The organism is Micromonospora sp. AB353, assembly GCF_049538395.1.
Classification (GTDB): domain Bacteria; phylum Actinomycetota; class Actinomycetes; order Mycobacteriales; family Micromonosporaceae; genus Micromonospora; species Micromonospora aurantiaca.
In genome coordinates this window covers 63,729-83,562 of sequence record NZ_JBMVFV010000005.1, presented here as the reverse complement: position 1 = coordinate 83,562, position 19,834 = coordinate 63,729, and the positions used below count along the sequence as shown (strand labels likewise).

At 73.2% G+C, this 19,834-nt stretch carries 18 protein-coding genes; 8 read left to right on the top strand and 10 right to left on the bottom strand.

Annotated features, from left to right (window positions below; genetic code table 11):
- Nucleotides 1-11: 11 nt before the first annotated feature.
- The 6 genes from ACPCK6_RS04205 to ACPCK6_RS04180 are packed head-to-tail and all read right to left on the bottom strand — an operon-like array spanning nucleotide 12 to nucleotide 8,013.
- Nucleotides 12-1,625 (bottom strand): oligosaccharide flippase family protein, encoded by a 1,614-nt coding sequence (locus ACPCK6_RS04205; protein WP_396881874.1) that lies wholly within the window; start codon nucleotides 1,623-1,625, stop codon nucleotides 12-14.
- Nucleotides 1,592-2,455 (bottom strand): sulfotransferase family protein, encoded by an 864-nt coding sequence (locus ACPCK6_RS04200; RefSeq protein ID WP_013289274.1) that lies wholly within the window; start codon nucleotides 2,453-2,455, stop codon nucleotides 1,592-1,594. Before ACPCK6_RS04200 ends, ACPCK6_RS04205 begins: the two co-directional genes overlap by 34 nt.
- Nucleotides 2,456-2,472: 17 nt before the next feature.
- A complete protein-coding gene (locus tag ACPCK6_RS04195; protein ID WP_423480383.1) occupies nucleotides 2,473-3,678 on the bottom strand; it encodes a hypothetical protein in 1,206 nt (401 codons plus the stop codon).
- Nucleotides 3,678-5,162, bottom strand: coding sequence for an O-antigen ligase family protein (locus tag ACPCK6_RS04190; protein ID WP_318336145.1), 1,485 nt, complete (start codon nucleotides 5,160-5,162; stop codon nucleotides 3,678-3,680). The genes ACPCK6_RS04195 and ACPCK6_RS04190 overlap by 1 nt, the downstream gene beginning before the upstream one ends.
- On the bottom strand, nucleotides 5,159-6,166 hold the full coding sequence (locus ACPCK6_RS04185; protein ID WP_396881876.1) for a DUF3048 domain-containing protein: 1,008 nt from the start codon (nucleotides 6,164-6,166) through the stop codon (nucleotides 5,159-5,161). Before ACPCK6_RS04185 ends, ACPCK6_RS04190 begins: the two co-directional genes overlap by 4 nt.
- Entirely contained in the window at nucleotides 6,163-8,013 is a 1,851-nt protein-coding gene (locus ACPCK6_RS04180) for a Wzz/FepE/Etk N-terminal domain-containing protein (RefSeq protein WP_396881877.1), read from the bottom strand. The genes ACPCK6_RS04185 and ACPCK6_RS04180 overlap by 4 nt, the downstream gene beginning before the upstream one ends.
- Before the next feature lie 499 nt (nucleotides 8,014-8,512).
- Between ACPCK6_RS04180 and ACPCK6_RS04175 the strand changes: the two genes are divergently transcribed.
- The 4 genes from ACPCK6_RS04175 to ACPCK6_RS04160 are packed head-to-tail and all read left to right on the top strand — an operon-like array spanning nucleotide 8,513 to nucleotide 11,470.
- A complete protein-coding gene (locus ACPCK6_RS04175; RefSeq protein ID WP_013289269.1) occupies nucleotides 8,513-8,989 on the top strand; it encodes a glycosyltransferase family 28 protein in 477 nt (158 codons plus the stop codon).
- Nucleotides 8,986-9,561, top strand: a complete 576-nt coding sequence (locus ACPCK6_RS04170) for a glycosyltransferase (RefSeq protein WP_318336142.1) — start codon at nucleotides 8,986-8,988, stop codon at nucleotides 9,559-9,561. Before ACPCK6_RS04175 ends, ACPCK6_RS04170 begins: the two co-directional genes overlap by 4 nt.
- On the top strand, nucleotides 9,558-10,559 hold the full coding sequence (locus ACPCK6_RS04165; protein ID WP_423480382.1) for a sulfotransferase family protein: 1,002 nt from the start codon (nucleotides 9,558-9,560) through the stop codon (nucleotides 10,557-10,559). The genes ACPCK6_RS04170 and ACPCK6_RS04165 overlap by 4 nt, the downstream gene beginning before the upstream one ends.
- On the top strand, nucleotides 10,556-11,470 hold the full coding sequence (locus ACPCK6_RS04160; protein ID WP_396881880.1) for a glycosyltransferase family 2 protein: 915 nt from the start codon (nucleotides 10,556-10,558) through the stop codon (nucleotides 11,468-11,470). Before ACPCK6_RS04165 ends, ACPCK6_RS04160 begins: the two co-directional genes overlap by 4 nt.
- A gap of 58 nt (nucleotides 11,471-11,528) precedes the next feature.
- On the opposite strand, the gene ACPCK6_RS04155 is transcribed toward ACPCK6_RS04160, so the two are convergent.
- On the bottom strand, nucleotides 11,529-13,103 hold the full coding sequence (locus tag ACPCK6_RS04155) for a hypothetical protein (RefSeq protein WP_423480381.1): 1,575 nt from the start codon (nucleotides 13,101-13,103) through the stop codon (nucleotides 11,529-11,531).
- Nucleotides 13,104-13,204: 101 nt separating this feature from the next.
- Entirely contained in the window at nucleotides 13,205-14,083 is an 879-nt protein-coding gene (locus tag ACPCK6_RS04150; protein WP_423480380.1) for a 3'(2'),5'-bisphosphate nucleotidase CysQ, read from the bottom strand.
- Between the two features lie 198 nt (nucleotides 14,084-14,281).
- Here ACPCK6_RS04150 and ACPCK6_RS04145 point away from each other — a divergent pair, with 198 nt between their 5' ends.
- Both ACPCK6_RS04145 and corA read left to right on the top strand, forming a co-directional pair.
- Nucleotides 14,282-15,376: an aminotransferase-like domain-containing protein gene (locus ACPCK6_RS04145; protein WP_262013000.1), complete on the top strand. Its 1,095-nt coding sequence runs from the start codon at nucleotides 14,282-14,284 to the stop codon at nucleotides 15,374-15,376.
- 338 nt (nucleotides 15,377-15,714) lie between these two features.
- Nucleotides 15,715-16,863, top strand: coding sequence for a magnesium/cobalt transporter CorA (gene corA, locus ACPCK6_RS04140; protein WP_194800377.1), 1,149 nt, complete (start codon nucleotides 15,715-15,717; stop codon nucleotides 16,861-16,863).
- A gap of 97 nt (nucleotides 16,864-16,960) precedes the next feature.
- Here the strand turns inward: corA and ACPCK6_RS04135 are convergent, their stop codons facing one another.
- On the bottom strand, nucleotides 16,961-17,800 hold the full coding sequence (locus ACPCK6_RS04135) for a hypothetical protein (protein ID WP_423480379.1): 840 nt from the start codon (nucleotides 17,798-17,800) through the stop codon (nucleotides 16,961-16,963).
- 84 nt (nucleotides 17,801-17,884) lie between these two features.
- Here ACPCK6_RS04135 and ACPCK6_RS04130 point away from each other — a divergent pair, with 84 nt between their 5' ends.
- Nucleotides 17,885-18,415, top strand: a complete 531-nt coding sequence (locus ACPCK6_RS04130; RefSeq protein WP_013289260.1) for a peptidylprolyl isomerase — start codon at nucleotides 17,885-17,887, stop codon at nucleotides 18,413-18,415.
- Between the two features lie 25 nt (nucleotides 18,416-18,440).
- Complete coding sequence (locus ACPCK6_RS04125) at nucleotides 18,441-19,382, top strand: rhomboid family intramembrane serine protease (protein ID WP_181726503.1); 942 nt, start codon at nucleotides 18,441-18,443, stop codon at nucleotides 19,380-19,382.
- A 3-nt stretch (nucleotides 19,383-19,385) separates the two neighbouring features.
- Here ACPCK6_RS04125 and ACPCK6_RS04120 read toward each other — a convergent pair whose 3' ends face one another.
- Nucleotides 19,386-19,817, bottom strand: coding sequence for a PH domain-containing protein (locus tag ACPCK6_RS04120; RefSeq protein WP_396881883.1), 432 nt, complete (start codon nucleotides 19,815-19,817; stop codon nucleotides 19,386-19,388).
- Between the last annotated feature and the right edge of the window lie 17 nt (nucleotides 19,818-19,834).

Sequence of the window (19,834 nt, the reverse complement as noted above, 5' to 3'; positions counted from 1 at the left end):
CGCAGGATCGGTCAGGACTGGGCGGCCGGGTCCGCCCCGGCCCGGTTACGGCCACGGCGCAGGGACCGCAGCGCGTCGAGGTTCAGGGTGCGCCGCCAGCGCCAGACACCCGCCGCGTACGCGACCAGCCCGGCGGCCGTGACCAGCGCGAGCACGAGCGAACCGGCGCCGAGCAACGTCGCCACGCCGAGCGGCAGGCCCAGCGTGACCACCGCCAGCGCCATCGCGGCCCGGGTGCCGGCGCCGAACGGGTGCAGCCGCATCGACCACCAGAGCTGGGTCAGCGGCACCAGGTTGGTGACCAGGATCGAGACGGTCCAGGCCAGGGCCGCGCCGAGGATGCCGTAACGCGGGATGAGCACCAGGTTGCCGACCACGTTGAGCACGGTGCCGGTCATCGCGTTGTAGAACGTCCACGCGGTGCGCCCGGCCATGTTGAGCACCATGTCGACCATGCCGCACCCGGTGGCCAGCAGCATGGTCAGCGCCAGCAGCACCACGACCCGGCGGCCGTCGGCGTAGCCGGCCCCGAACAGTGCCAGCATCGGCGTGGCGAACGCCGCGAAGATCAGGTACGCGGGCCAGGAGAGGATCACGAGCCAGCCGGTGGCGACCTGGTAGAGCTGACCCGCCTCGGCCCGGTCGTTACGGGCGAACGCGGCGGCCAGCCGGTGCTGCACCGAGCTGGACAGCGCGACGCTGGAGAGCTGACCCAGCGCCAGGAACCGGGTCGCGGCCGTGTAGATCGCCGCGTCCGCCGGTCCGCGCAACGCGCTGAGCAGCACGATGTCCAGGCGCTGCACCACGATCGCGGCCAGGCTGCTGACCGCACGGGGCCCGGTGAACCGCCAGAACGGCCCGGCCAGCTCACGCGCCGGCACCGGCCGGGTCACCTGCCGCCCGGCCCGGCCGACCAGCCGGCTCAGCCAGAACAGCGCGACCACCGCGGCGATCAGGTACGGCACCACCCAGGCCAGCGGCAGCGCGACGGTGGCGGACAGCCCGAGCCAGGCGGCCACCGCCACGGCCAGGAACTGCACCAGCGTGCGGCCGAGCCGCTCCACAGTCAGCAGCGGGCGCATCTGGCCGAAGCCGCGGCAGGCGGCGAGCGCGTAGTCGTTGAGCGCGGCCAGCGGCACGAACGCCAGCAGGATGCGCAGCGCGGTCACCGCCTCCGGCCCGGCCTCCGGCATGGTGGCCCGGGCCAGGGCCGGCGCGGCCAGCCAGCCGGCCAGCCCGAGCAGCGTGCCGACCACGAGCACCGGCAGCAACCCGACCAGGATGGTGCCCCGGATCTGGTCGCGGCGGTCGAGCGTGCGCTGGCGGCTGACGAAGTAGACGGTGCCGACGTCGGTGCCGAGCCGCGCCGCCGACGCGGCGATCATGAACGCGCTGGTGGCGGCGAAGAACATGCCCGCCTCGCGGACCGACCAGCCGCGGGCGATGACGATGTTCAGGCCGAAGCCGGCGACGGCGGCAAGCCCGACCCCGACCAGGTTGGCGAAGCCCTGCCGGGCCGCGCCGCCCAGCCCCGCGCCCGGACCGGGGGGCGGTGCGGTGAGCGTCGGGGTGCCGCCGGCGTCCGCCCGCGTCACCGCCGCCACGACGGCACGCGTCCCCACCACGTCGCCAGCCGCTCGTCGTACGGCGCGAAGTGGTCCTCCAGCCGGGTCCGCAGCTCCGCCGACATGGGCGAACGGGACCGGGAGTTGTGCTTGCCGAACGCGATGTCCGCCCAGCGGGGCAGCCCGAGGAAGTCGCAGACCGCGTCGAAGGAGGGGCGCGGGTCGGCGAAGAAGTCGTCGCTGTCGATGACGTGCATGCGGTCCCGGCCGACCAGCGCCTCCAGGCGCTCCAGCTGCTCGATGTAGCGGCCCCGGGCCAGGTACGCGTTGTGCTGGAGGTGCTCGCTGGCGTACGACGCGGAGCTGATCATCCGCTCCCGCTCGCCCGCCGTACGGGACTCCTCCAGCGCGAGCGCCCGCTCGAAGTCCGTCTCGGTCTCGTAGCCGCGGGCCAGCTCGTGCGAGTGCGCGGAGTAGGCGCGCTCCACCGGGTCACGCAGCAGCACGAGCAGCTTCACCGAGGGCAGGTCGCGGGCGATGCGCTGCCCGGCCAGCGGGTGGAACATGTAGTACGGGCTGGACTCGCCGGTGATCCCGCGTACCCCGATCTGGGCCTTCACCGCCTCGGCCTTGCCGGTGGTGGGGAAGTGCCCGAGATACCAGCTCATCCCCCGGTGGTAGTCCATGTCGAAGTAGTGCACGCCCTTGTGGTACGCGGGCGGCAGCACACCGGGATGCTGCGACAGCGTCTTGAACAGCGAGGTGGTGCCGCAGCGCTGCGCCCCCACGATCAGGAATCCCGGCACCATCCGCGAACCGGCGGTCAGCCGGCCGACCGTCCGGCTCACCGACTTCACCGCGCGGAGCGCCTGCTCCTTGGCCAGCGTCACGTCCCCACTCCTCACTCTCACCCGGCCCGGCGGGCCAGGTGTTCCTCGACGGCGGGCAGCAGCCAGGTGTCGACATGCCCCAGTCGCGCACCCGCCTCCGCCTGCCGGTCCCGCAGGTAGCGCGCCGCCAGCTCCACCAGGTAGAGCACGGCGACCAGATCGGCGCCCCCACCGGTCTGGTCGAACGGCGCCAGGGTGGCCCCGGCGCCGGCGATCAGCGCGCGGGCCGCCTCGACCGGCTCCACCCCGTCGTGGCTCATCGCGCCCTGCACCGCCAGGTGCAGCGCGTCGTACCCGGCCGGCACGTCCGCCTCGAACCGTTCCCAGTCCCAGACCAACACCCGGCCGTCGGCCAGCACCGCGCTGTTGCCGCCGTTCCAGTCCCCGTGCCAGGCGCCGAAGGCCACCACCGGGTCGGCGTCCGCGACGGACTTCAGCGCCGCGCGCAGCCGCCCGGCCTCCGGCCGGGGCCCGAGCGCGTCCACCGCGGCGGTGAGCCGGGCCGCGTGCCCGCTTGCCGCCCACGACTGCCGGCGTACGCCGAGACAGCCCGCGACCGCCACCATCGCGGCGCGTTCGGCCGCCTCCGCGGCGGCCGGGGCGGCCCGGGGCAGCCGCACCGGCAGCGCCTCCTGCACGAGCAGCGCGTGGCCGTGCCAGTCGCCGTGATGGCGTACCCCGGCCAGCACCACCGGGCCGAGCGGCACCTCGGCGAGGCGGCGCAGCGCGTCCGCCTCGGCGTGCACCAGCGCGCGAGTCAGCGGGTCGACGCCGAGCTTGGCGTACCCGAGGGCCCGGCCGTCCGGGGCGAGCAGTTGCAGCACCGGCTTGCGGTTCGCCCGGGCCGGCCCGATGTGCAGGCTCACCAGCGCTGGCTCGCCGAGCACCTCGGTCAGGTACGCGTCCAGCCCGCCGCCGTCGACCACCAGCCGGTCGCGGAACACCAGCGGGCCCAGCCCGAGCCGGAACGCGGTGGACAGACCCTGCCGGACCAGCTTGGCCTTGCGGCCGACCGCCTCGGTGGAGTGCCGGACCGCGCTCGCCGCCGCCCGGCCCGAGCCGGTCGGCACGAGCAGCCGGGGGCGGGACGCCGAGGGCACCACCACCCAGCCGGCGCCGCCGCGGCGCAGGCTGGGCTCGGCCGGTGCGGGCCAGATCAGCCCGGCCAGTTCACCGAGGTACGCGGCGCGGCCGTCGCCGTCCGGGGGTACGCGGAACACCATCAGCTGTCACCGGTCTTTTCCAGTCGGGCCCGTAGCCCGGCGATCGTGCCCTGGGGTGGCGCCGGCGCGAGCGACCGGCGTATCCGGTCGTTGCGGGCCAGCAGGGCGACAGTGATCAGGGCGTAGGCGAGTGTCGCTTCCATCGCACCGTAGGTGAACTGGAAGAAGAGCATGAGGATGAGCACGAGCGTGCCGGCGATGCCGACCGCGCTGTGGTCGCGGCGGTAGCGCCAGATGCAGTAGATGAAGAAGGCGTTGTAGCAGATCGCGCCGACCCAGCCCTGCCCGACGAGCAGCGCCCAGACCTGGCCGTTGCTGCCGAGTTCCCGGTTGCCGCACTGTTTGCAGTCCTCGGACTTGCCGATGGCGATGGACCGGTTGCTGCCGATCAGCGCCCGGTTGCCGCCGTACCCGAGGATCGGCGAATGGTTCGCCGCGGTGACCGCGCCCTGGGACAGGGTGGTCCGGATGTCGTCGCTGTGGCCGTTCTGGAGGCGTTCGTCGAAGGTGCGGCCGAGCGGTGTGGCGACGATCAGCACCCCGATCAGCCCGACCGCCAGGGCGAGCCCGCCGAGCACCACCATCCGGCCGCGCAGCGCGAGCCGCAGCGCGACGTACGCGGCGGCGATGCCGAGACCGATCCAGAGGCCCCGGTTCAGCGAGTAGACGATCGGGAAGATCGCCGCGAGGGCGATCGCCACGCCGGCGGTCCGGCGCATCGGCTTGCCCAGCACGACCCAGCCGACGATCAGCCAGACCAGCAGGATGGCGGTGTTCTGGCCCCACGAGTTCGTGTAGGTGAACGGCGCGGACGGGCGGGGCGAGCTGGCCTCCCCCTCGATCACCTGCTGCACCTGGGCGAACTTGATCTCCATGAGCGAGGTGACGTACGGGTGACCGGCGATCGACTGGGGCAGGACGAATCGCAGCGGCGCGACGAACGTGAGGTTCGGGTACAGCGAGCCGATCCAGCCGCCGAGCACCACGACCACGCCCATGAACCCGAACAGGCGGACCATCCGGCGCTGGGACAGTTCCCGCTCCCGCAGGTTGTAGACGTAGAGCATCGTCACGGTCATGGCGACGTAGTTGGCGAGCCGGATGCCCCAGCCGATGTACTTGCCGCTGCCACCGGGGGGCAGCGTGTTCGGCGCGGTGAGGTCGAGGGTGAGCACGGACAGGAACACCCAGAGCAGCAGGACCATCCAGATCCCGAAGCCGGGCGGCACCCGGATCGGGCCCCGCTTGCGCATCTGCACCACCATCGGCACCGCGAAGATGACGAAGACGAAGCTCGACACGCCGAGCACCCACCACAGCGGGTACAGCAGGAAGACCGAGATCAGCGGCCATGCCGTCGGCAGCCGCCACGACCAGCTCTCCGGCCGTACCGTCACCGGCCGCAGGCGGTTCCCGTCCGGCGGTGACACCGCCCCGACCGGAACCGTCCCGCGCGCGGTGCGGGGCGGGGTGGCGGTGCTCATCTCACGGTGACCTTGGCGGTGGTCGGCGCGTAGATCACCCACGCGTTGCCGGGCTGGGGGTGCAGGAGATCGCCGCCGGTGTCGGCGAGCGTGCAGACCATGCTGAGGCCGGGCTTGCGCCACCGGCCCTTCGCGCTGTTCGGCCCGGAGACCGCCAGCACCGCGCCCTCACCGAAGACGTTTGCCGAGGGCAGCGAGCGCGGAGACGGGTTGCGGACGTCCAGCGTGCGGTACTCCATCGTCAGCACGATGACGGAGGCGGCGGTCACGGTGACCTTGCCGACCTTGGTGGCCCAGACGGACTTGGCCTGGTCGTACCGCCAGACCATCGGCGGGCCACCGGAGACGGTGACGGTGAGTTCGGTGGCCGGCGCGAGGTCGCGGATGGCGAGCGCGTCGCCCTCGCCGGCGTGGTCGATCGGCGGGGTGGGCGGCTGGCCACCCTTCGGGGCGGCCTTGAGTAGTGCGGCGGTCGACGTGTAGTCGCCGGAGAAGACCTTGCTGTCGTCGTCGGGCGTCACGCCGTCGAGGTCGGAGTTCTCGAACTGGGTGAGGAAGCCGGTGGGGCCGCCGTCGTAGCCGACGAACGGGCGCAGCACGGCGAGCGACCGGATGTCGACCGGCCGGATCTCGGTGACCGGGCCGATCTTGGCGGCGTCCTTGGAGTGGAACACGGCGGTCAGGTGCAGCGTGTCGGACTCGGCGAACTCGGCGTAGACCAGGTCGGCGGCGTCCAGGCCGGCCGGGGTGGTCGCGGGGCTCACCCGCAGCGGCACGGCGACCGCCTGGCGGGTGGCAGCGGCCGGGGTGCTCACCGGCGCACCGGTGAGCGGGCCGGTGGGCAGGGTCGGCGAGGCACTGGCCGATGACGGCGAGGCGGTGACGTCGCCCGGGTCCACCACCTGGACCTTGCCCGGCTTGGGCTCGGGCTCGCTGCACCCGGTACCGACGCCGAGGACGACGGCGGGGGCGATGGCGGCGCGGAGCATCTGCCGGCGGTTCACCCCAGGTCCTCGCCGGAGTCGAGGGCGTAGCTGCGGCCGTCGCCGTCACCCCGGGAGCGGTACGTGCCGCCGGTGCCGTTGAGCGGTACCGGCTTGCCCGGCATGCCCTGGTTGCCGGGGCTCGGCGGCGGGGTGGCCTTGCCCGGTGCCGGCTTCGCCGGGGCGGGGCGGGACGACTGCATGCGCGGCAGCACCATCGTCGACTCGGCGGACGGGCCGGGGCTCGGCCGGGGCTTGGGCCGGTTCGCCGGTGCCACCGGGGTGCTCGGCGTGCCCGACGTGCCCGAACCGCCCGACGTGCCCGAACCGCCCGAGGACGCCGGCCGGGCGGTGCCGGCCGCCGGGGCGGCCAGGCGCGGGGCCAGCACGGCACCGATCACCGGTGCGTTCACCTGCTCGAACTGCTGCAGGGCGGCGGTGATCTCGCCGCTGCGGGTCTTGCCCGCCTCGGCCACCATGATCACGGCGTCGACGTACCGGCCCAGGGCCTGGGCCTCCACGGCGAACGTGGGCTGCGCGGTCTCGATGATCACGTGGTCGAAGCGCGCGGACAGCTCGTGCAGGATCTCCAGCAGACCGGCGACCGGCAGCTCGACCTCCGCGTCCAGGTCGCCCGGCACCAGCACCCGGAGCTGGCCCAGCCCCGGGACCGGCGCGAGCGCCTTGAGCGGGGGTACGTCGCGGCGCAGTACCGAGGCCAGGTTGTGCCGGCCCTCGGCCACGCCGGTGATGGCGCCCACCGTCGAGTCGGGCTTGGTGGTGATCAGCGCGACCTGCTGGCCGGTACGGGCGTACGCGGCGGCGAGGTTGGCGGCGACGAATCCGGCGGCGGTGCCGGCCGAGGCGTCGCAGATCAGCAACTGGCGACCGCGCCCGCCCTGCGCCGGTTCGGGCACGGCGGACAGCAGCACGTTGCGCAGCCGGCCCAGCTCGCGGGAGACCCGGTGGGTGGCCGGCAGGACGGCCAGCGACGGCGCGCGCACCGGCAGTTCCAGCAGCAGCGGCAGGCCGACCCGGTCGGAGATGTCGCGACCGCGCCGGATCCGGGTGTCGAGCCGGTCCAGCACCAGCGCCAGCACGATGCCGAGCAGCAGGCCCGCGCCCATGCCGCTGGCGAGGTTGAGCGTGCGGTTCGGTGAGCTGGGCGAGTCGGGGAGACGGGCGTCGGAGATGATCTCGCCGGGGTCGGAGCCGGCCGAGACCAGCGGGCTGAGCCGGTTGTTCAGGCCGGTGATCTGGCTGGTGAGAAGGCTCCGTTCGGCCTCGGCCCGCTCCCGCTCGGGCGAGTTCGACGGCGACGCCGCAATCCGCCCGGCGACGGCACTGAGCTGCTTCTGCAGCTCGGCGATCTGCTGCTTGAGCGCGGTCGTCTCGTTCTCCAGCGCCTTCTGCGCGGTGGCCTTGCGCAGGTCCAGATACGCCTGGGCGAACGCGTGCGAGCCCGACTGGGCGCCCTCGGGGCTGTTCCCCTCGTACGCCACCTGGAGGATCTGGCTGTTCGGCGGCACCTTGACCGTCACCGACTTGACCAGCTGGTCGGCACCGGTGTCGACCTTCATCAGCGCCTTGGCCCGCTCGGCCACGACCAGCGAGCGGACCACCTGGGCCTCGGTGTCGAGGTTGACCTTGGCGTTGGGGTTGCTCTCCGCGCCCGAGCCGAGCGGGCGCACCAGCAGCGAGGTGGTCGAGGTGTAGCGCGCCTCCTGGATCTGGTTGAGCGCCAGCCCACCACCGAGACCGAGGGCCGCGGCGAGCAGCAGGATCCACCAGCGGCGGCGCAGCCAGCCCAGGTAGGCCATCAGGGCAAGACCGTCGGCGTCGCTCTCGGCCAAATGGGGTGAGGGCATCAGAGTCTGTCGCTCCCTTTCGACCGAGCCGGGCAGTCCACGGCACAGCTGGACCTGACCGTGGCCTTGAGTGTCCCCGATCCGAACGACGAGGGAAAGTCTGCTCACGTTCCGGTAAGCCTGCCCGGGTGTGGGCAGCCCGCGTAGAAATGGCCGATCGGCGCTGACCATTCGGCGGGTTTCCCGGTGTCGGGCCCGACCTGTCCCCGGATAAGCCGGCGTCGCCGACGGCTCTCGTGCGGAGCGGTGACGGAATCCTGACACATCTCACTTTCTTCCGGTGGCCCGCCCCGGCGGCGCGGGGCGAACCGGGCTGACCTGGACGGTGACCGGCGGGTGGGCATCCCAGCGACGGGAATCGAGAGGTGAGCCGACCGGCGCGCCAGGATCCGTCCAATGGCCCCTTCAGTTGCCCAGGGGCGCGCCAGTAGGTTGTCAGGACGCGTCCGAGGGGCTTTCACAAAATCCGGACGCGTCATCCGCGTACGGGAGGAACTCTGTGGTGAGCGGGTCAACCGAGGACTCGGGGCAGGTCCTGCTGGTGGGTTCCAGTGGCGGGCACCTGGCCCAGCTCCTGGCCCTGGAACCGTGGTACCGGGATCGGCGCCGCGCATGGGTAACGTTCGACACCCCCGACGCGCGATCGCTGCTCGCCGGTGAGGACGTGGTCTGGGCGCACCACCCCACCACACGCAACGTCAAGAACCTGGTACGCAACGCGTTCCTCGCGCTGAAGGTGATCCGCCGGCGTCAGGTCGACGCGGTGGTCACCACCGGCGCCGGGGTCGCCCTGCCGTTCGTGGTGGCGGCCCGGATGCGCAAGATCCCGACGGTCTACATCGAGGTGTACGACCGGATCGACAGCGCGACGCTCACCGCCCGGCTCTGCCGTCCCTTCCTCTCCGCGATGCTCGTGCAGTGGGACGAGCAGCGCCGGATGTACCCGGAGGCGACCGTCGTGGGGAACCTCCTGTGATCCCCCGGCAGCGGGACCGGCGCTCCGCGGCGCCGTACGTGCTTGTCGTCGTCGGCACCGACGTGCACCGCTTCGACCGGCTGGTCGGCTGGCTGGAGCGCTGGCACGCGGCGCGGCCCGAGGTCCGGCTGGTCCTCCAGTACGGCCACAGCCGCACCCCGGCCCTGCCCGAGGCCACCCCGTTCCTCGGCCACGAGGAACTCCAGCGGGCGATGGCGGAGGCGACGCTCGTGGTCAGCCACGGCGGCCCGGCCACCATCACCGAGGCGCGGCGCAACGGCCACCTGCCGATCGTGGTGCCCCGCGACCCGTCGCACGACGAGCACGTCGACAACCACCAGCAGCTGTTCTCCCGCCGTCTCGGCGCGGCCGGCATGGTGCGGCTGTGCGAGTCCGAGGCCGAGCTGCTCGCCGCGCTGGACGAGGGCCTGGCCGACCCGAACCGGTTCGTGCTGGCCGCCGACCCGAACCGCCCGGACCCGCGCGCCGAGGCGGTCGCCCGGGTCGGCGCGGTGATCGACGAGCTGGTGGCCCGCCGGGTACGGCGACGAGCCGTCGGGCGTCGCGGATGAGCGCCCCGGATCCGGCGCCGCCGCGGGTCCTCTTCGTCGGCGGCCTCGGCCGCAGCGGGTCCACGCTGCTGGAGCTGCTGCTGGCGCAGAGCGCCGACGTGTGCGCCGTCGGCGAGGTGGTGCACCTGTGGGAGCGGGCGCTCGGCGCCGACGAGCGGTGCGGCTGCGGTGAGCGGTTCACCGCCTGCCCGTTCTGGCGTCAGGTCGGCGACCAGGCGTTCGGCGGCTGGGCCGCTGTCGACCGGGACGACGTGCTGGCACTGAAGGACCGCGTCGACCGGACCCGGCACATCCCCCGGCTGGCGAAGGACGCGCTCCCGGCGGAGCAGCTGGCCGACGTACGCCGCTACGCCGACCTGTACACCCGGATCTACCGGGCCGCGCTGTCGGTGACCGGCGCCCGCGTGGTGGTGGACTCCAGCAAGCACGCCTCGCTCGCCTTCGCCCTGCGCTGGGCCGAAGGGCTCGACCTGCGGGTGCTGCACCTGGTCCGGGACAGCCGGGCGGTGGCGTACTCGTGGGGCAAGCAGGTGCGCCGCCCCGAGGTGGTCGACGGCGAGGACTTCATGCCGACCTTCTCGCCGTTCGAGGTGAGCAAGCTGTGGACCGCGCAGAACGCCGCGTTCCACCTGCTGGCGTCCCGGGCGAAGGTGCTGCGGCTGCGCTACGAGGACTTCACCGCCGACCCGGCCGGCACCCTACGCCGGGTGCGGGACTTCGCCGGCCTGCCGGACGACCCGGCGGCGCTGCGCATCCTGGCCGGGGCCGGCGACACCGGCGCGGCGCCCGAGCCGGCCGCGCCGTTCCGGGCGCACAGCGTCGCCGGCAACCCGCTGCGGTTCAGCGGCGGGCCGTTGACGGTGCGCCGGGACGAGGCGTGGCGGGACCGCCTGCCGCGCCGCAGCCGTGCCGTGGTCAGCCTGGCCACGCTTCCCCTGCGGGTCCGCTACGGCTATCTGGGCCAGCGGGGATCCGACGAGTCCGTGGAGAGAGCATGAGTGGGCCGAGCATCTCGGTCGTCGTACCGACGCGGGACCGTCCGGAGCTGCTGCGTGCGGCGCTCGACGCGATCCTCAGCCAGGCCCACCCGGGCCTGATCGAGGCGATCGTCGTCTACGACCAGTCCGAGCCGGACCGGTCGCTGGAGACCGACCGGGGTGACCGGCGGATCCGGGTGATCACGAATACCCGTACCGCCGGGCTGGCCGGCGCGCGCAACACCGGCATCGAGGCGGCCACCGGCGACTGGGTGGCGTTCTGCGACGACGACGACGAGTGGCTGCCCGGCAAGCTGGCCGCCCAGTTCGGGGCGCTCGACACGCACCCGGACGGCGCGCTGGTGAGCTGCGGCATCCGGGTCAGCTACGACGACCGTACGGTGGACCGTTCGCTGGACCGGGCCCGGATCTCGCTGGAGGCGCTGCTGCGCGATCGGCTCACCGAGCTGCACCCGTCCACGTTCCTGATCCGCCGCGCCGCGCTGCTCGACGCGATCGGCCTGGTGGACGAGCAGATCCCGGGCAGCTACGCGGAGGACTACGAGTTCCTGCTCCGCGCCGCCCGGTACGCCCCGCTGGTGAACGTGGAGAGCCCGTACGTGCTGGTCCGCTGGCACAAGCGGTCCTACTTCGCGCAGCGCTGGGAGACCATCTCGACCGCGTTGCAGTGGCTGCTGCGCCGCTACCCGGAGTTCGCCACCGTGCCGCACGGCGAGGCGCGGGTGGCCGGGCAGATCGCCTTCGCGCAGGCCGCGATGGGCAACCGGCGCGACGCGGTCCGCTGGGCCCGGCGCACGCTGGCCCGCAACCCGAAGGAGCCGCGCGCCTACCTGGCGCTGGCGGTGGCGAGCCGGGCCGTGCAGGCCGACCGGGTGCTGCGCACGCTGCACAAGCGCGGCCGGGGCATCTGAGCCGTACGCGAGACGGGCGGGCGACCGAGGTCGCCCGCCCGTTCTCGTTCCGCTGCGATCAGGCCGTGCAGAAGGACTTCCACGCCTGGATGCTCGGCTGGTCGAGCAGCCGGAAGTCACCCTGGCTGACCGTCTGGTTGTAGTACGCCACGAACTCCGGCCGCTGGCCGTTGAGGAAGCTGGTCATCGACCGGATCCAGGCCGCCCGGCCGGTGCCCCCGTCACCGGGCACCAGGTCGCTGCCGGTCTCGGCGACGCCCCACGGCTTACCCAGCGCCTTCGACTTGCTGATCATGGGGCCGTAGATCTCCTGCGGCGAGGCGTACCGCTTCCACTTCTTGCCCCAGTTGTAGCAGTCCCAGCCGAGCGCCTCGATCACGTCGCCACCGGGGTAGAACGCGTCGAAGCTGCGCCCGGACTTCGGGTCGAGCGTCCAGCACATCAGGATCAGCGTGTTGATCAGCTTCGGGTTGCCGGTCCGGTCGGCCAGGCCGGCGATCCGCTTCCACGCCGTCCGGTACGCCGTCGTGCTGAACGCGCCGCGCTCGACGTCGTCCTCCGGCTCGTGGAAGTACGACCAGTAGACGTTGTGCTCGCGCGGGATCGAGGAGAACCAAGAGGTCAGGCGGGAGTCGAACTTGCCGGTGTTCACCTCCTGCGGCGACGCCTTGAAGGACACCACGACGGTCCGGTCGACCACGTCGGCCCGGCTGCCGGACCACGCCGGCGGCAGGCCGGGGAAGAAGATCCGGGCCATCCGCAGCTTGCCGAAGGTCTGGTCGGACCGGGCCAGCGCCTGGCCGAACGTCTCCCCGCTCTGCACACCGATCGAGGCGCCGGGCAGCGTCAGTCGCGTACCGCTGAAGGCCGGCCCGGCGTCCGCGGAGGCCGACGGGCGCGCCGAGGGCTTGCCGCCGAGACCCTGGTCGGCGCTCGGCGACGCGCTCGGGGTGCCGGGCGTGCCCGGGCCCATCGAGGTGGCCGGCCCGACCGAGCCGGGCGTCCCGCCGGCCTGCCGTTCCGCCGCGTCGGGTCGCAGCGTGGCCACCGCGACCCCGCTGCCGGCCACGGCCACGACCAGTGCCGCCGCAAGGGCGACCCGCCAGCGACGACGGGAGCCGCCGGACGACGGCACGGAGGCCGGGGCGAGCGGCGGCGCGGGCGGCTGGCCCGGCCCGCCGGTGGCCGGTCCGTGCGGAACGGGTCCGTGCGGAACGTCCACCGGGGGCGGTCCGGTCAGCGTGGCGGTCGCCGTGGTGCCCGCACCCCAGCCCGCCTCACCCGCCGGACCGGCCTGAGTGGCCCAGGCGTCGTCGTGCGGCTCGCCCTGCGGCCAGGCGGCGTCACCGCCGTGGCCCGCAGACCCGTGCTGCGGTGCCCAGCCGTTCGCCGTCCCGGGAGCGGCGTCCCAACCGGCCGGGTCGTGCCCGGGCCCGTCGTGGTGACCGGCGTCGGGCCGGTCACGCTCGGGCCAGGGCAGGTCACCGCCAGGTCGGGCCGGTGGTGGCGGTGGCGCGCTCTCGGCCTCCGGCCAGGGCAGCGAAGGGCCGCCCACCTGGCGTGGAATGTCCTGACCCGGCCACAGGCCGGTCGGCTGCCCGAAGGCATTGTGCGGCTCTCGGTCGGCCGGCATGACCCTCCCTGGCTGTCGGCGGCCCGTGGTCGGGGCTCAGATCGCCACGCATACCTGCCCGACGATAACCCTCATCCACCTGGCCGTACGTACCGTGACACTCAGCCGAACGCCTTACCCTGCTCACCGGTGACGGTCGAAGCGGGCATCTCGACCCCGGTCCGGGCGATCGCGTCGAGCAACTGGTCGGCCAGTTCGGGCCGGCAGACCAGCAGATCGGGCAGCCGCGGGTCGGCCCGGTTGTAGCGCAGCGGTGAACCGTCGATCCGGGACGCGTGCATGCCCGCGCCCAGCGCCACGGCGACCGGTGCGGCACTGTCCCACTCGTACTGACCGCCCGCGTGGACGTACGCGTCGACCTCGCCGGTCACCACCGCGCAGACCTTCACACCGGCCGAGCCCATCGGCACCGCGGTGGCGCCGAGCATCTCGACCAGTTCGCCCACGAACGCCGGCGGGCGGCTGCGGCTCACCGCGATCCGGATCGGCCCGTCGGACGCCTTCGGCTGCGGGCAGGTGGTGCCGAGCACGAGCGGCGTACCGTCCACCGTGGTCCGGGCCGGCATGCCCACCGCGCCGGCGACCAGGGCGCCGTCCGGGGCGGCGGAGCGCTGCCAGAGCGCCACGTGCACCGCCCAGTCGTCCCGGCCCTCCTCGGAGAACTCGCGCGTGCCGTCCAGCGGGTCGATGATCCAGACCCGGTCCGCCTCGTGCCGGGGCGCGCGCTCGCCGTCCGCCCACGCGCGGCGCGCGTCGGCCTCCTCCTCGGAGAGCACCGCGTCGGCCGGCCGCAGCCGGGCCAGCGCCGCCGTCATCAGCTCGTGCGACGCGCGGTCGCCGGCGTCCTTGAGCGCCTTCGGGTCGGCGAAGCCCTGCCGGTCCCGCAGCGCGGTGAGCGCCTTGCCGGCCTCGGTCGCCAGCCACTGCGCGAACCGCTGGTCGTCGAGCCGTCCCGCCTCGTCCTCGGTCACGAGCCTCATCCCTTGTTCTCCCGGGTCTGCCGCGACCCGTCATCCTTCGGCGTCCGGTCGGACCGGCGCCAGCGTCCGTCGGATCGTAGACAGTCGCGAGGCGGTCTCGGATCCCCCGGACGCACCGGTGACCCGGCCGGCCGCCCGCATGTTGAACTTCGCGTGTATCGCGGTCGGACCCGCCGGGCCAGGCCCTAGGCTCTGCGCATGACCGCCGAGCAGCTGATCTCGTTCGCCCGTGGCGCGCCTTCGCTGGACATCGTCGATGTCGAGGGGCTCAAGGCCGCCGCCGTCCGCGCTTTCGACGCCGACCCCGCCGGGGTCACCGCGTACGGCACCTCCGTCGGCTACCCGCCCTTGCGGAAGTGGATCGCCGAGAAGCACGGTGTCGAGGCCGACCAGGTGCTGATCACCAACGGCTCGTTGCAGGCCGACGCATTCCTCTTCGACCACCTGGTCCGCCGGGGCGACGCGGTGGTGGTCGAGCGCCCGACGTACGACCGCACGCTGCTCAACCTGAAGCAGATGGGCGGCGAGGTGCACGGCGTGACGATCCAGCCGGACGGTCTGGACACCGCCGAGCTGCGCAAGCTGCTGGAGTCCGGGGTACGGCCGCGGCTGGCCCACGTGATCCCCAACTACCAGAACCCGGCCGGCGTGACGCTCTCCCTGGAGAAGCGCCGTGAGCTGCTGGACCTGGCCGCCGAGTACGAGTTCACGATCTTCGAGGACGACCCGTACGCGGACATCCGGTTCCGGGGCGAGCCGCTGCCCTCGATGCTGTCGATGGACAGCCGGGGCGTGGTGGTGCACGCCTCCAGCTTCACCAAGACGGTCTGCCCGGGCGTCCGGGTCGGCTACCTGGTCGGCCCGGCCGAGCTGATCGCGGCGATCGCCAAGCGGGCCACAAACCTCTACATCTCGCCCGGCATGGTGGCGCAGGCGATCGTGCACCAGTTCTGCGTCTCCGGCGCGATCGACGAGTCGATCCGGACGGTCCGTTCGGCGCTCGGCGAGCGGTCGGCGGTGCTGGCCGAGTCGCTGCGCCGGCACATCCCGGAGGCCCGGTTCGTGGAGCCGGACGGCGGCTACTTCCTCTGGGTGGAGCTGCCCGAGGACGTCGACGTCGACCGGCTCGCCCCGGCTGCCGCCGAGCGCGGCGTGGCGGTGGTGAAGGGCAGCGACTTCATGGTCGACGGCGGCCGGCACGCGCTGCGCCTGGCGTACTCGGCGGTGACGGCGGACCGGATCGACGAGGGTGTGCGGCGTCTCGCGGAGGCGATGGCCGCCGTTCGCGGCTGATTTTCTGTCGGGTTTCTGACAAAAGGGCCCCGCTGGCCGGTTCGGCACTCCCGCCGGACCGGCCGGCACCCCCACAATGCTGCGAGTGCCGCTCACCTTCTGCCGGTGACCAGCCCGCACGCCGGACGACCGGCCGGGCCGGCGGCACGCCCAGCATCACTCCCGCCCCCAAGGGGTGCCGGGTGGGCCGTGTCGCCCCTCACCCCCCTGACGCGGCCCGGCCCGCCCGGCGCCGCCGCGTGGCGCCCGTCGCAACCACCAGTCCCCCGCGCCCGCGCTGCGCTTCCCGCCGGTCGGCGTAACCTGCAAGCCGCAGCTTCAGGGGAAGGGGGCGAGAGATGACGGACCGGGTGGCACGCGACCGAACCGCCGGCACCGACGGCAGCCGGGCCCTGCGCCCCCGCGCCTGGTCGGCCCCGGTACGCGCGATGTCCCGCATCCTCAACGCGGACGGCTCCCCGCGTACGCCCCGGCCGGCCGGCCCGGAGCGCAGCGGCATCGTCGACTGCGGGCTGTACGTCGACGGCGAGCGCCGCCCCGGCCGCCCCGGGTACGCCGAGGCCCTGGCCGCCGCCCGGCAGGAGCGGGACGGCTTCGTCTGGCTCGGCCTGCACGAGCCGGACCTGACCGAGATGACCGAGATCGCCGCCACCTTCGGTCTGCACGAGCTGGCGGTGGAGGACGCGGTCAAGGCCCAGCAGCGCCCGAAGCTGGAACACTTCGGCGAGATCGTCTTCCTGGTGCTGCGTACCGCCCGCTACTGCGAGCACGCCGAGCTGACCGAGAACTCCGAGGTGGTGGAGACCGGCCAGGTGATGCTCTTCATCGGGCCGCACTTCGTGATCAGCGTGCGGCACGGCGACGCCTGCCGGCTGGCGCCGGTGCGCGCCGACCTGGAGGCGAAGCGGGACCTGCTGCGGCACGGCCCGTGGGCGGTCGCGTACGCGATCACCGACCGCGTGGTGGACCTCTACCTGGAGGTGGCCGACCGGCTGGAGGACGACCTCGACGTGCTGGAGGCGGACGTCTTCGACAGGCAGAGCAGCGGCCGGATCCAGCGGATCTACCAGATGAAGCGGGAACTGGTCGAGTTCAAGCGGGCGGTGGTGCCGTTGCAGCGCCCGCTGATCACGCTCACCTCGCAGGTCAACCGCGCGGTGCCGCAGGAGGTACGGCGTTACTTCCGCGACGTGCAGGACCACCTCAGCCGCACCGTCGAGCAGGTGAACTCCTACGACGACCTGCTCAACTCGATCCTCCAGGCCCGGCTGGCCCAGGTCACCGTCGACCAGAACAACGACATGCGCAAGATCGCCGCCTGGGCCGCGATCGGTGCGGTGTGGACGGCGATCGCCGGCATCTACGGCATGAACTTCGACAACATGCCCGAGCTGAAATGGACGTACGGCTATCCGGGCGTCTGGGCGCTGATGCTCGTGGCGTCCTTCACGCTCTACCGTCTGTTCCGCCGCAACGGCTGGCTGTAACCGCCGCGCCACGGCGGGTCGCCGCGCCGCCCGTACACGCGGAAGCGCCGGCCACGCGGGTCGCCCCGCGTGCCGGCGCTGATCCGACGGTACGAGGTCAGCGGCGGCCGCCGGCCTTCGCGGCGTTCTTGCCGGCCTGGACGGCCTTGGTGATGTCGTCGGCCGGGCGGCCGGAGACGTCCCGGGCACCCTCGGCGACGGAGGGGACCTGGTCGTTCGGGTGGATCACCGGCTGGCTGCCGGAGGTGGCGGTCGACGCGCTGCTGCCCTTGGCCACCGCCGAGGAGCCGGCACCGGTCGGGCCGGCCTGCGTCACCTTCGCGCTCGCGTCCGGGGTCTCCACCACGATCGTGTCCACGTCCTCCCGCATCGGCTCCAGCTTGTCGCGACCGGTCGCGCCGAGCGTGCCCGTCGCGCCGAGCGTGCCGGTCGGGTCGTACTCGGCCCACTCCTGCTGCTCGCGGCGGCGGCGCATGGCCATCGCACCGGCCAGGCCGGCGACGGTGCCGGCCACCAGCAGGCCCGCGGTCATGCCCCGCGACCTGCGCTGCTTCTTCTTTCCGGCCTTCATGTTCTTCGCCTTCTTGGTCATCGCGGCCTGCTTCTTGGCCATCACCTTGCGGCCGTCCGACGCCTTGCCGGCGGCCTCGACCCGGGCGTTGCGTACGGCCAGCAGAACCGGCGCGAGCGCCGCGGCGGTCGACGCGAACCCGCTGGACGCGCGGTCCCGGACCAGGACCGCGGTCGGCGCGACGGCGACCCGGGCTGCCTGGACCCGCGGGCCGACAGTGGCGCCGGCACCCTTCGCCGCGTGCGTGGCGGCCTGCCTCAGGTGACCGATGCCCTGGTTCAACTCGACCTTCGCGAGCTGGCCCTGGGTCTTTCGCCGCCCGATTCCAAACACGGTCCCACCTCCTGGGAGTTGTTCCTTCGTCATCCTCCACCTTCGAATGCCTCCGCATGGCCAGATCGGGCACATGGGAGGATCCGCAAGGAACTGAACTACGAGTGAGGAGTACCCGTGGCCGAGGCTGTCTACGCCACCTTGCACACCAACGCCGGCCCGATCCGGCTGGAGCTCTTCCCGAACCACGCGCCGAAGACCGTCCGCAACTTCGTGGAACTGGCCGAGGGCACCCGGGAGTACATCGACCCGCGTACCGGTCAGCCGGGCAGCGGGCCGTACTACGACGGCACCGTCTCGCACCGCGTGATCAGCGGTTTCATGATTCAGATGGGCGACCCGACCGGCACCGGCCGCGGTGGCCCGGGCTACAAGTTCGCCGACGAGTTCCACCCCGAGCTGCGCTTCGACCGGCCGTACCTGCTGGCGATGGCGAACGCCGGGCCGGGCACCAACGGCTCGCAGTTCTTCATCACGGTGTCGCCCACGCCACACCTGAACAACCGGCACACCATCTTCGGTCAGGTGGCCGACGAGCAGTCCGCGAAGGTGGTCGACTCGATCGCCAACACCCCGACCGGCCCGAGCGACCGGCCGATCCAGGACGTGGTGATCGAGCGGGTCGAGATCGAGCACAAGCAGTCCTGAGCGGTACGCGGGTACCTTTGCTCGCATGACTGAGCGCTCCGGCCAGCCAGGCGACGCCACCGGGGGTCCGGTGCCGACCACTCCGGTCTGCTACCGGCACCCCGGCCGGGAGACATACATCCGGTGCACCCGGTGCGACCGGCCGATCTGCACCGAGTGCATGCGGGACGCCTCCGTCGGTCACCAGTGCCCGGAGTGCGTCGCCGAGGGCCGCCGCAGCGTGCGGCCGGCGCGTACCGCCTTCGGTGGCGGTGCCGCCGGCCGCCAGGGCAACGTCACGAAGGCGCTGATCGCGCTGAACGTGGTGATGATGCTGCTGTCCATCCTCTCGGCCCGCAGCGGGACCGCGGTGGCCGGCGGTGGCCTGGGCGGCCTGATGGGCAACGGGACGCCGCTCACCGAGTGGGGTGCGGTGCTCGGCCTGGCGCGCTTCCCCGACGGCCACGTCGGCGGGGTGGCCGACGGCGAGTGGTACCGGCTGGTCACCGCCATGTTCCTGCACTACGGCGTGCTGCACCTGCTGCTGAACATGTGGGCGCTCTGGGTGCTCGGCCGGACGCTGGAGGCGGTGCTCGGGCCGCTGCGCTTCCTGGCGCTCTATCTGCTCGCCGGGCTCGGCGGCAACGTCGCCGCGTACGTCTTCACCGAGCCGAACCGGTTCACGGCCGGCGCCTCGACCGCCGTCTTCGGCCTGTTCGCCGCCGTCTTCGTGATCATGCGGCGGCTCGGCCGGGACACCTCGGCGATCGTGCCGATCCTGGTGATCAACCTGATCTTCACGTTCACCGTGCCGAGCATCTCGGTGGCCGGGCACCTCGGCGGTCTCGTGGCGGGCGCGCTGGTGGCGCTGGTCCTGGCGTACGCGCCCCGGTCGCGGCGCACCGTGTTCCAGGTGGCGGGTTGCGCGATCGTGCTGGTCGCGCTGATCGGCCTGACGCTGGTCCGCACCGCCGCGCTGCTCGGCTGAGCCTCAGCGCGCGGGGCGGGCCTCGTCCAGCGCCGCGGCCACCTCGTCCAGCGGGGCGTCCAGGTCACGGCGGCCGAACAGGTGCAGCGACTCCCCGGCGTCGATCTCCAGCGTCTCGGCGGTGATCCCGCGCCGGCTGCGCCGGTCCAGGCGGATCGCCTCCACGGCGTCCCACGGCAGCCGGCGCCGCCCGGCGAACCCCCGCAGCACGGTGAGCCCGTCCCTGTCGACGGCGAGGCGGACCGGCGCGACCACGTCGCGCAGCGCCCAGGCGAGCAGACCGGCGGCGGCCAGCCCGGCGAGCGCCGGCCGGACCGGGTCACCGCCGGCGAACACGAGCCCCAGGGCGACGAGCGCGAGCGCGCCCACCGCCTTGAGCACCGGCACCTCGCGCGGCACCCGCCACTGCCGGACCGGCGGCGACTGTGGATCCATCCGCCCAGCATGCCAGC

Bases quoted from the DNA above. Each gene is read 5' to 3' on its own strand.
- ACPCK6_RS04195 (WP_423480383.1), bottom strand. From the start codon at position 3,678: ATGGTGTTCCGCGTACCCCCGGACGGCGACGGCCGCGCCGCGTACCTC.
- ACPCK6_RS04190 (WP_318336145.1), bottom strand. From the start codon at position 5,162: ATGAGCACCGCCACCCCGCCCCGCACCGCGCGCGGGACGGTTCCGGTC.
- ACPCK6_RS04180 (WP_396881877.1), bottom strand. From the start codon at position 8,013: ATGCCCTCACCCCATTTGGCCGAGAGCGACGCCGACGGTCTTGCCCTG.
- ACPCK6_RS04165 (WP_423480382.1), top strand. From the start codon at position 9,558: ATGAGCGCCCCGGATCCGGCGCCGCCGCGGGTCCTCTTCGTCGGCGGC.
- ACPCK6_RS04160 (WP_396881880.1), top strand. From the start codon at position 10,556: ATGAGTGGGCCGAGCATCTCGGTCGTCGTACCGACGCGGGACCGTCCG.
- ACPCK6_RS04155 (WP_423480381.1), bottom strand. From the start codon at position 13,103: ATGCCGGCCGACCGAGAGCCGCACAATGCCTTCGGGCAGCCGACCGGC.
- ACPCK6_RS04150 (WP_423480380.1), bottom strand. From the start codon at position 14,083: ATGAGGCTCGTGACCGAGGACGAGGCGGGACGGCTCGACGACCAGCGG.
- ACPCK6_RS04145 (WP_262013000.1), top strand. From the start codon at position 14,282: ATGACCGCCGAGCAGCTGATCTCGTTCGCCCGTGGCGCGCCTTCGCTG.
- corA (WP_194800377.1), top strand. From the start codon at position 15,715: ATGACGGACCGGGTGGCACGCGACCGAACCGCCGGCACCGACGGCAGC.
- ACPCK6_RS04135 (WP_423480379.1), bottom strand. From the start codon at position 17,800: ATGACGAAGGAACAACTCCCAGGAGGTGGGACCGTGTTTGGAATCGGG.
- ACPCK6_RS04125 (WP_181726503.1), top strand. From the start codon at position 18,441: ATGACTGAGCGCTCCGGCCAGCCAGGCGACGCCACCGGGGGTCCGGTG.
- ACPCK6_RS04120 (WP_396881883.1), bottom strand. From the start codon at position 19,817: ATGGATCCACAGTCGCCGCCGGTCCGGCAGTGGCGGGTGCCGCGCGAG.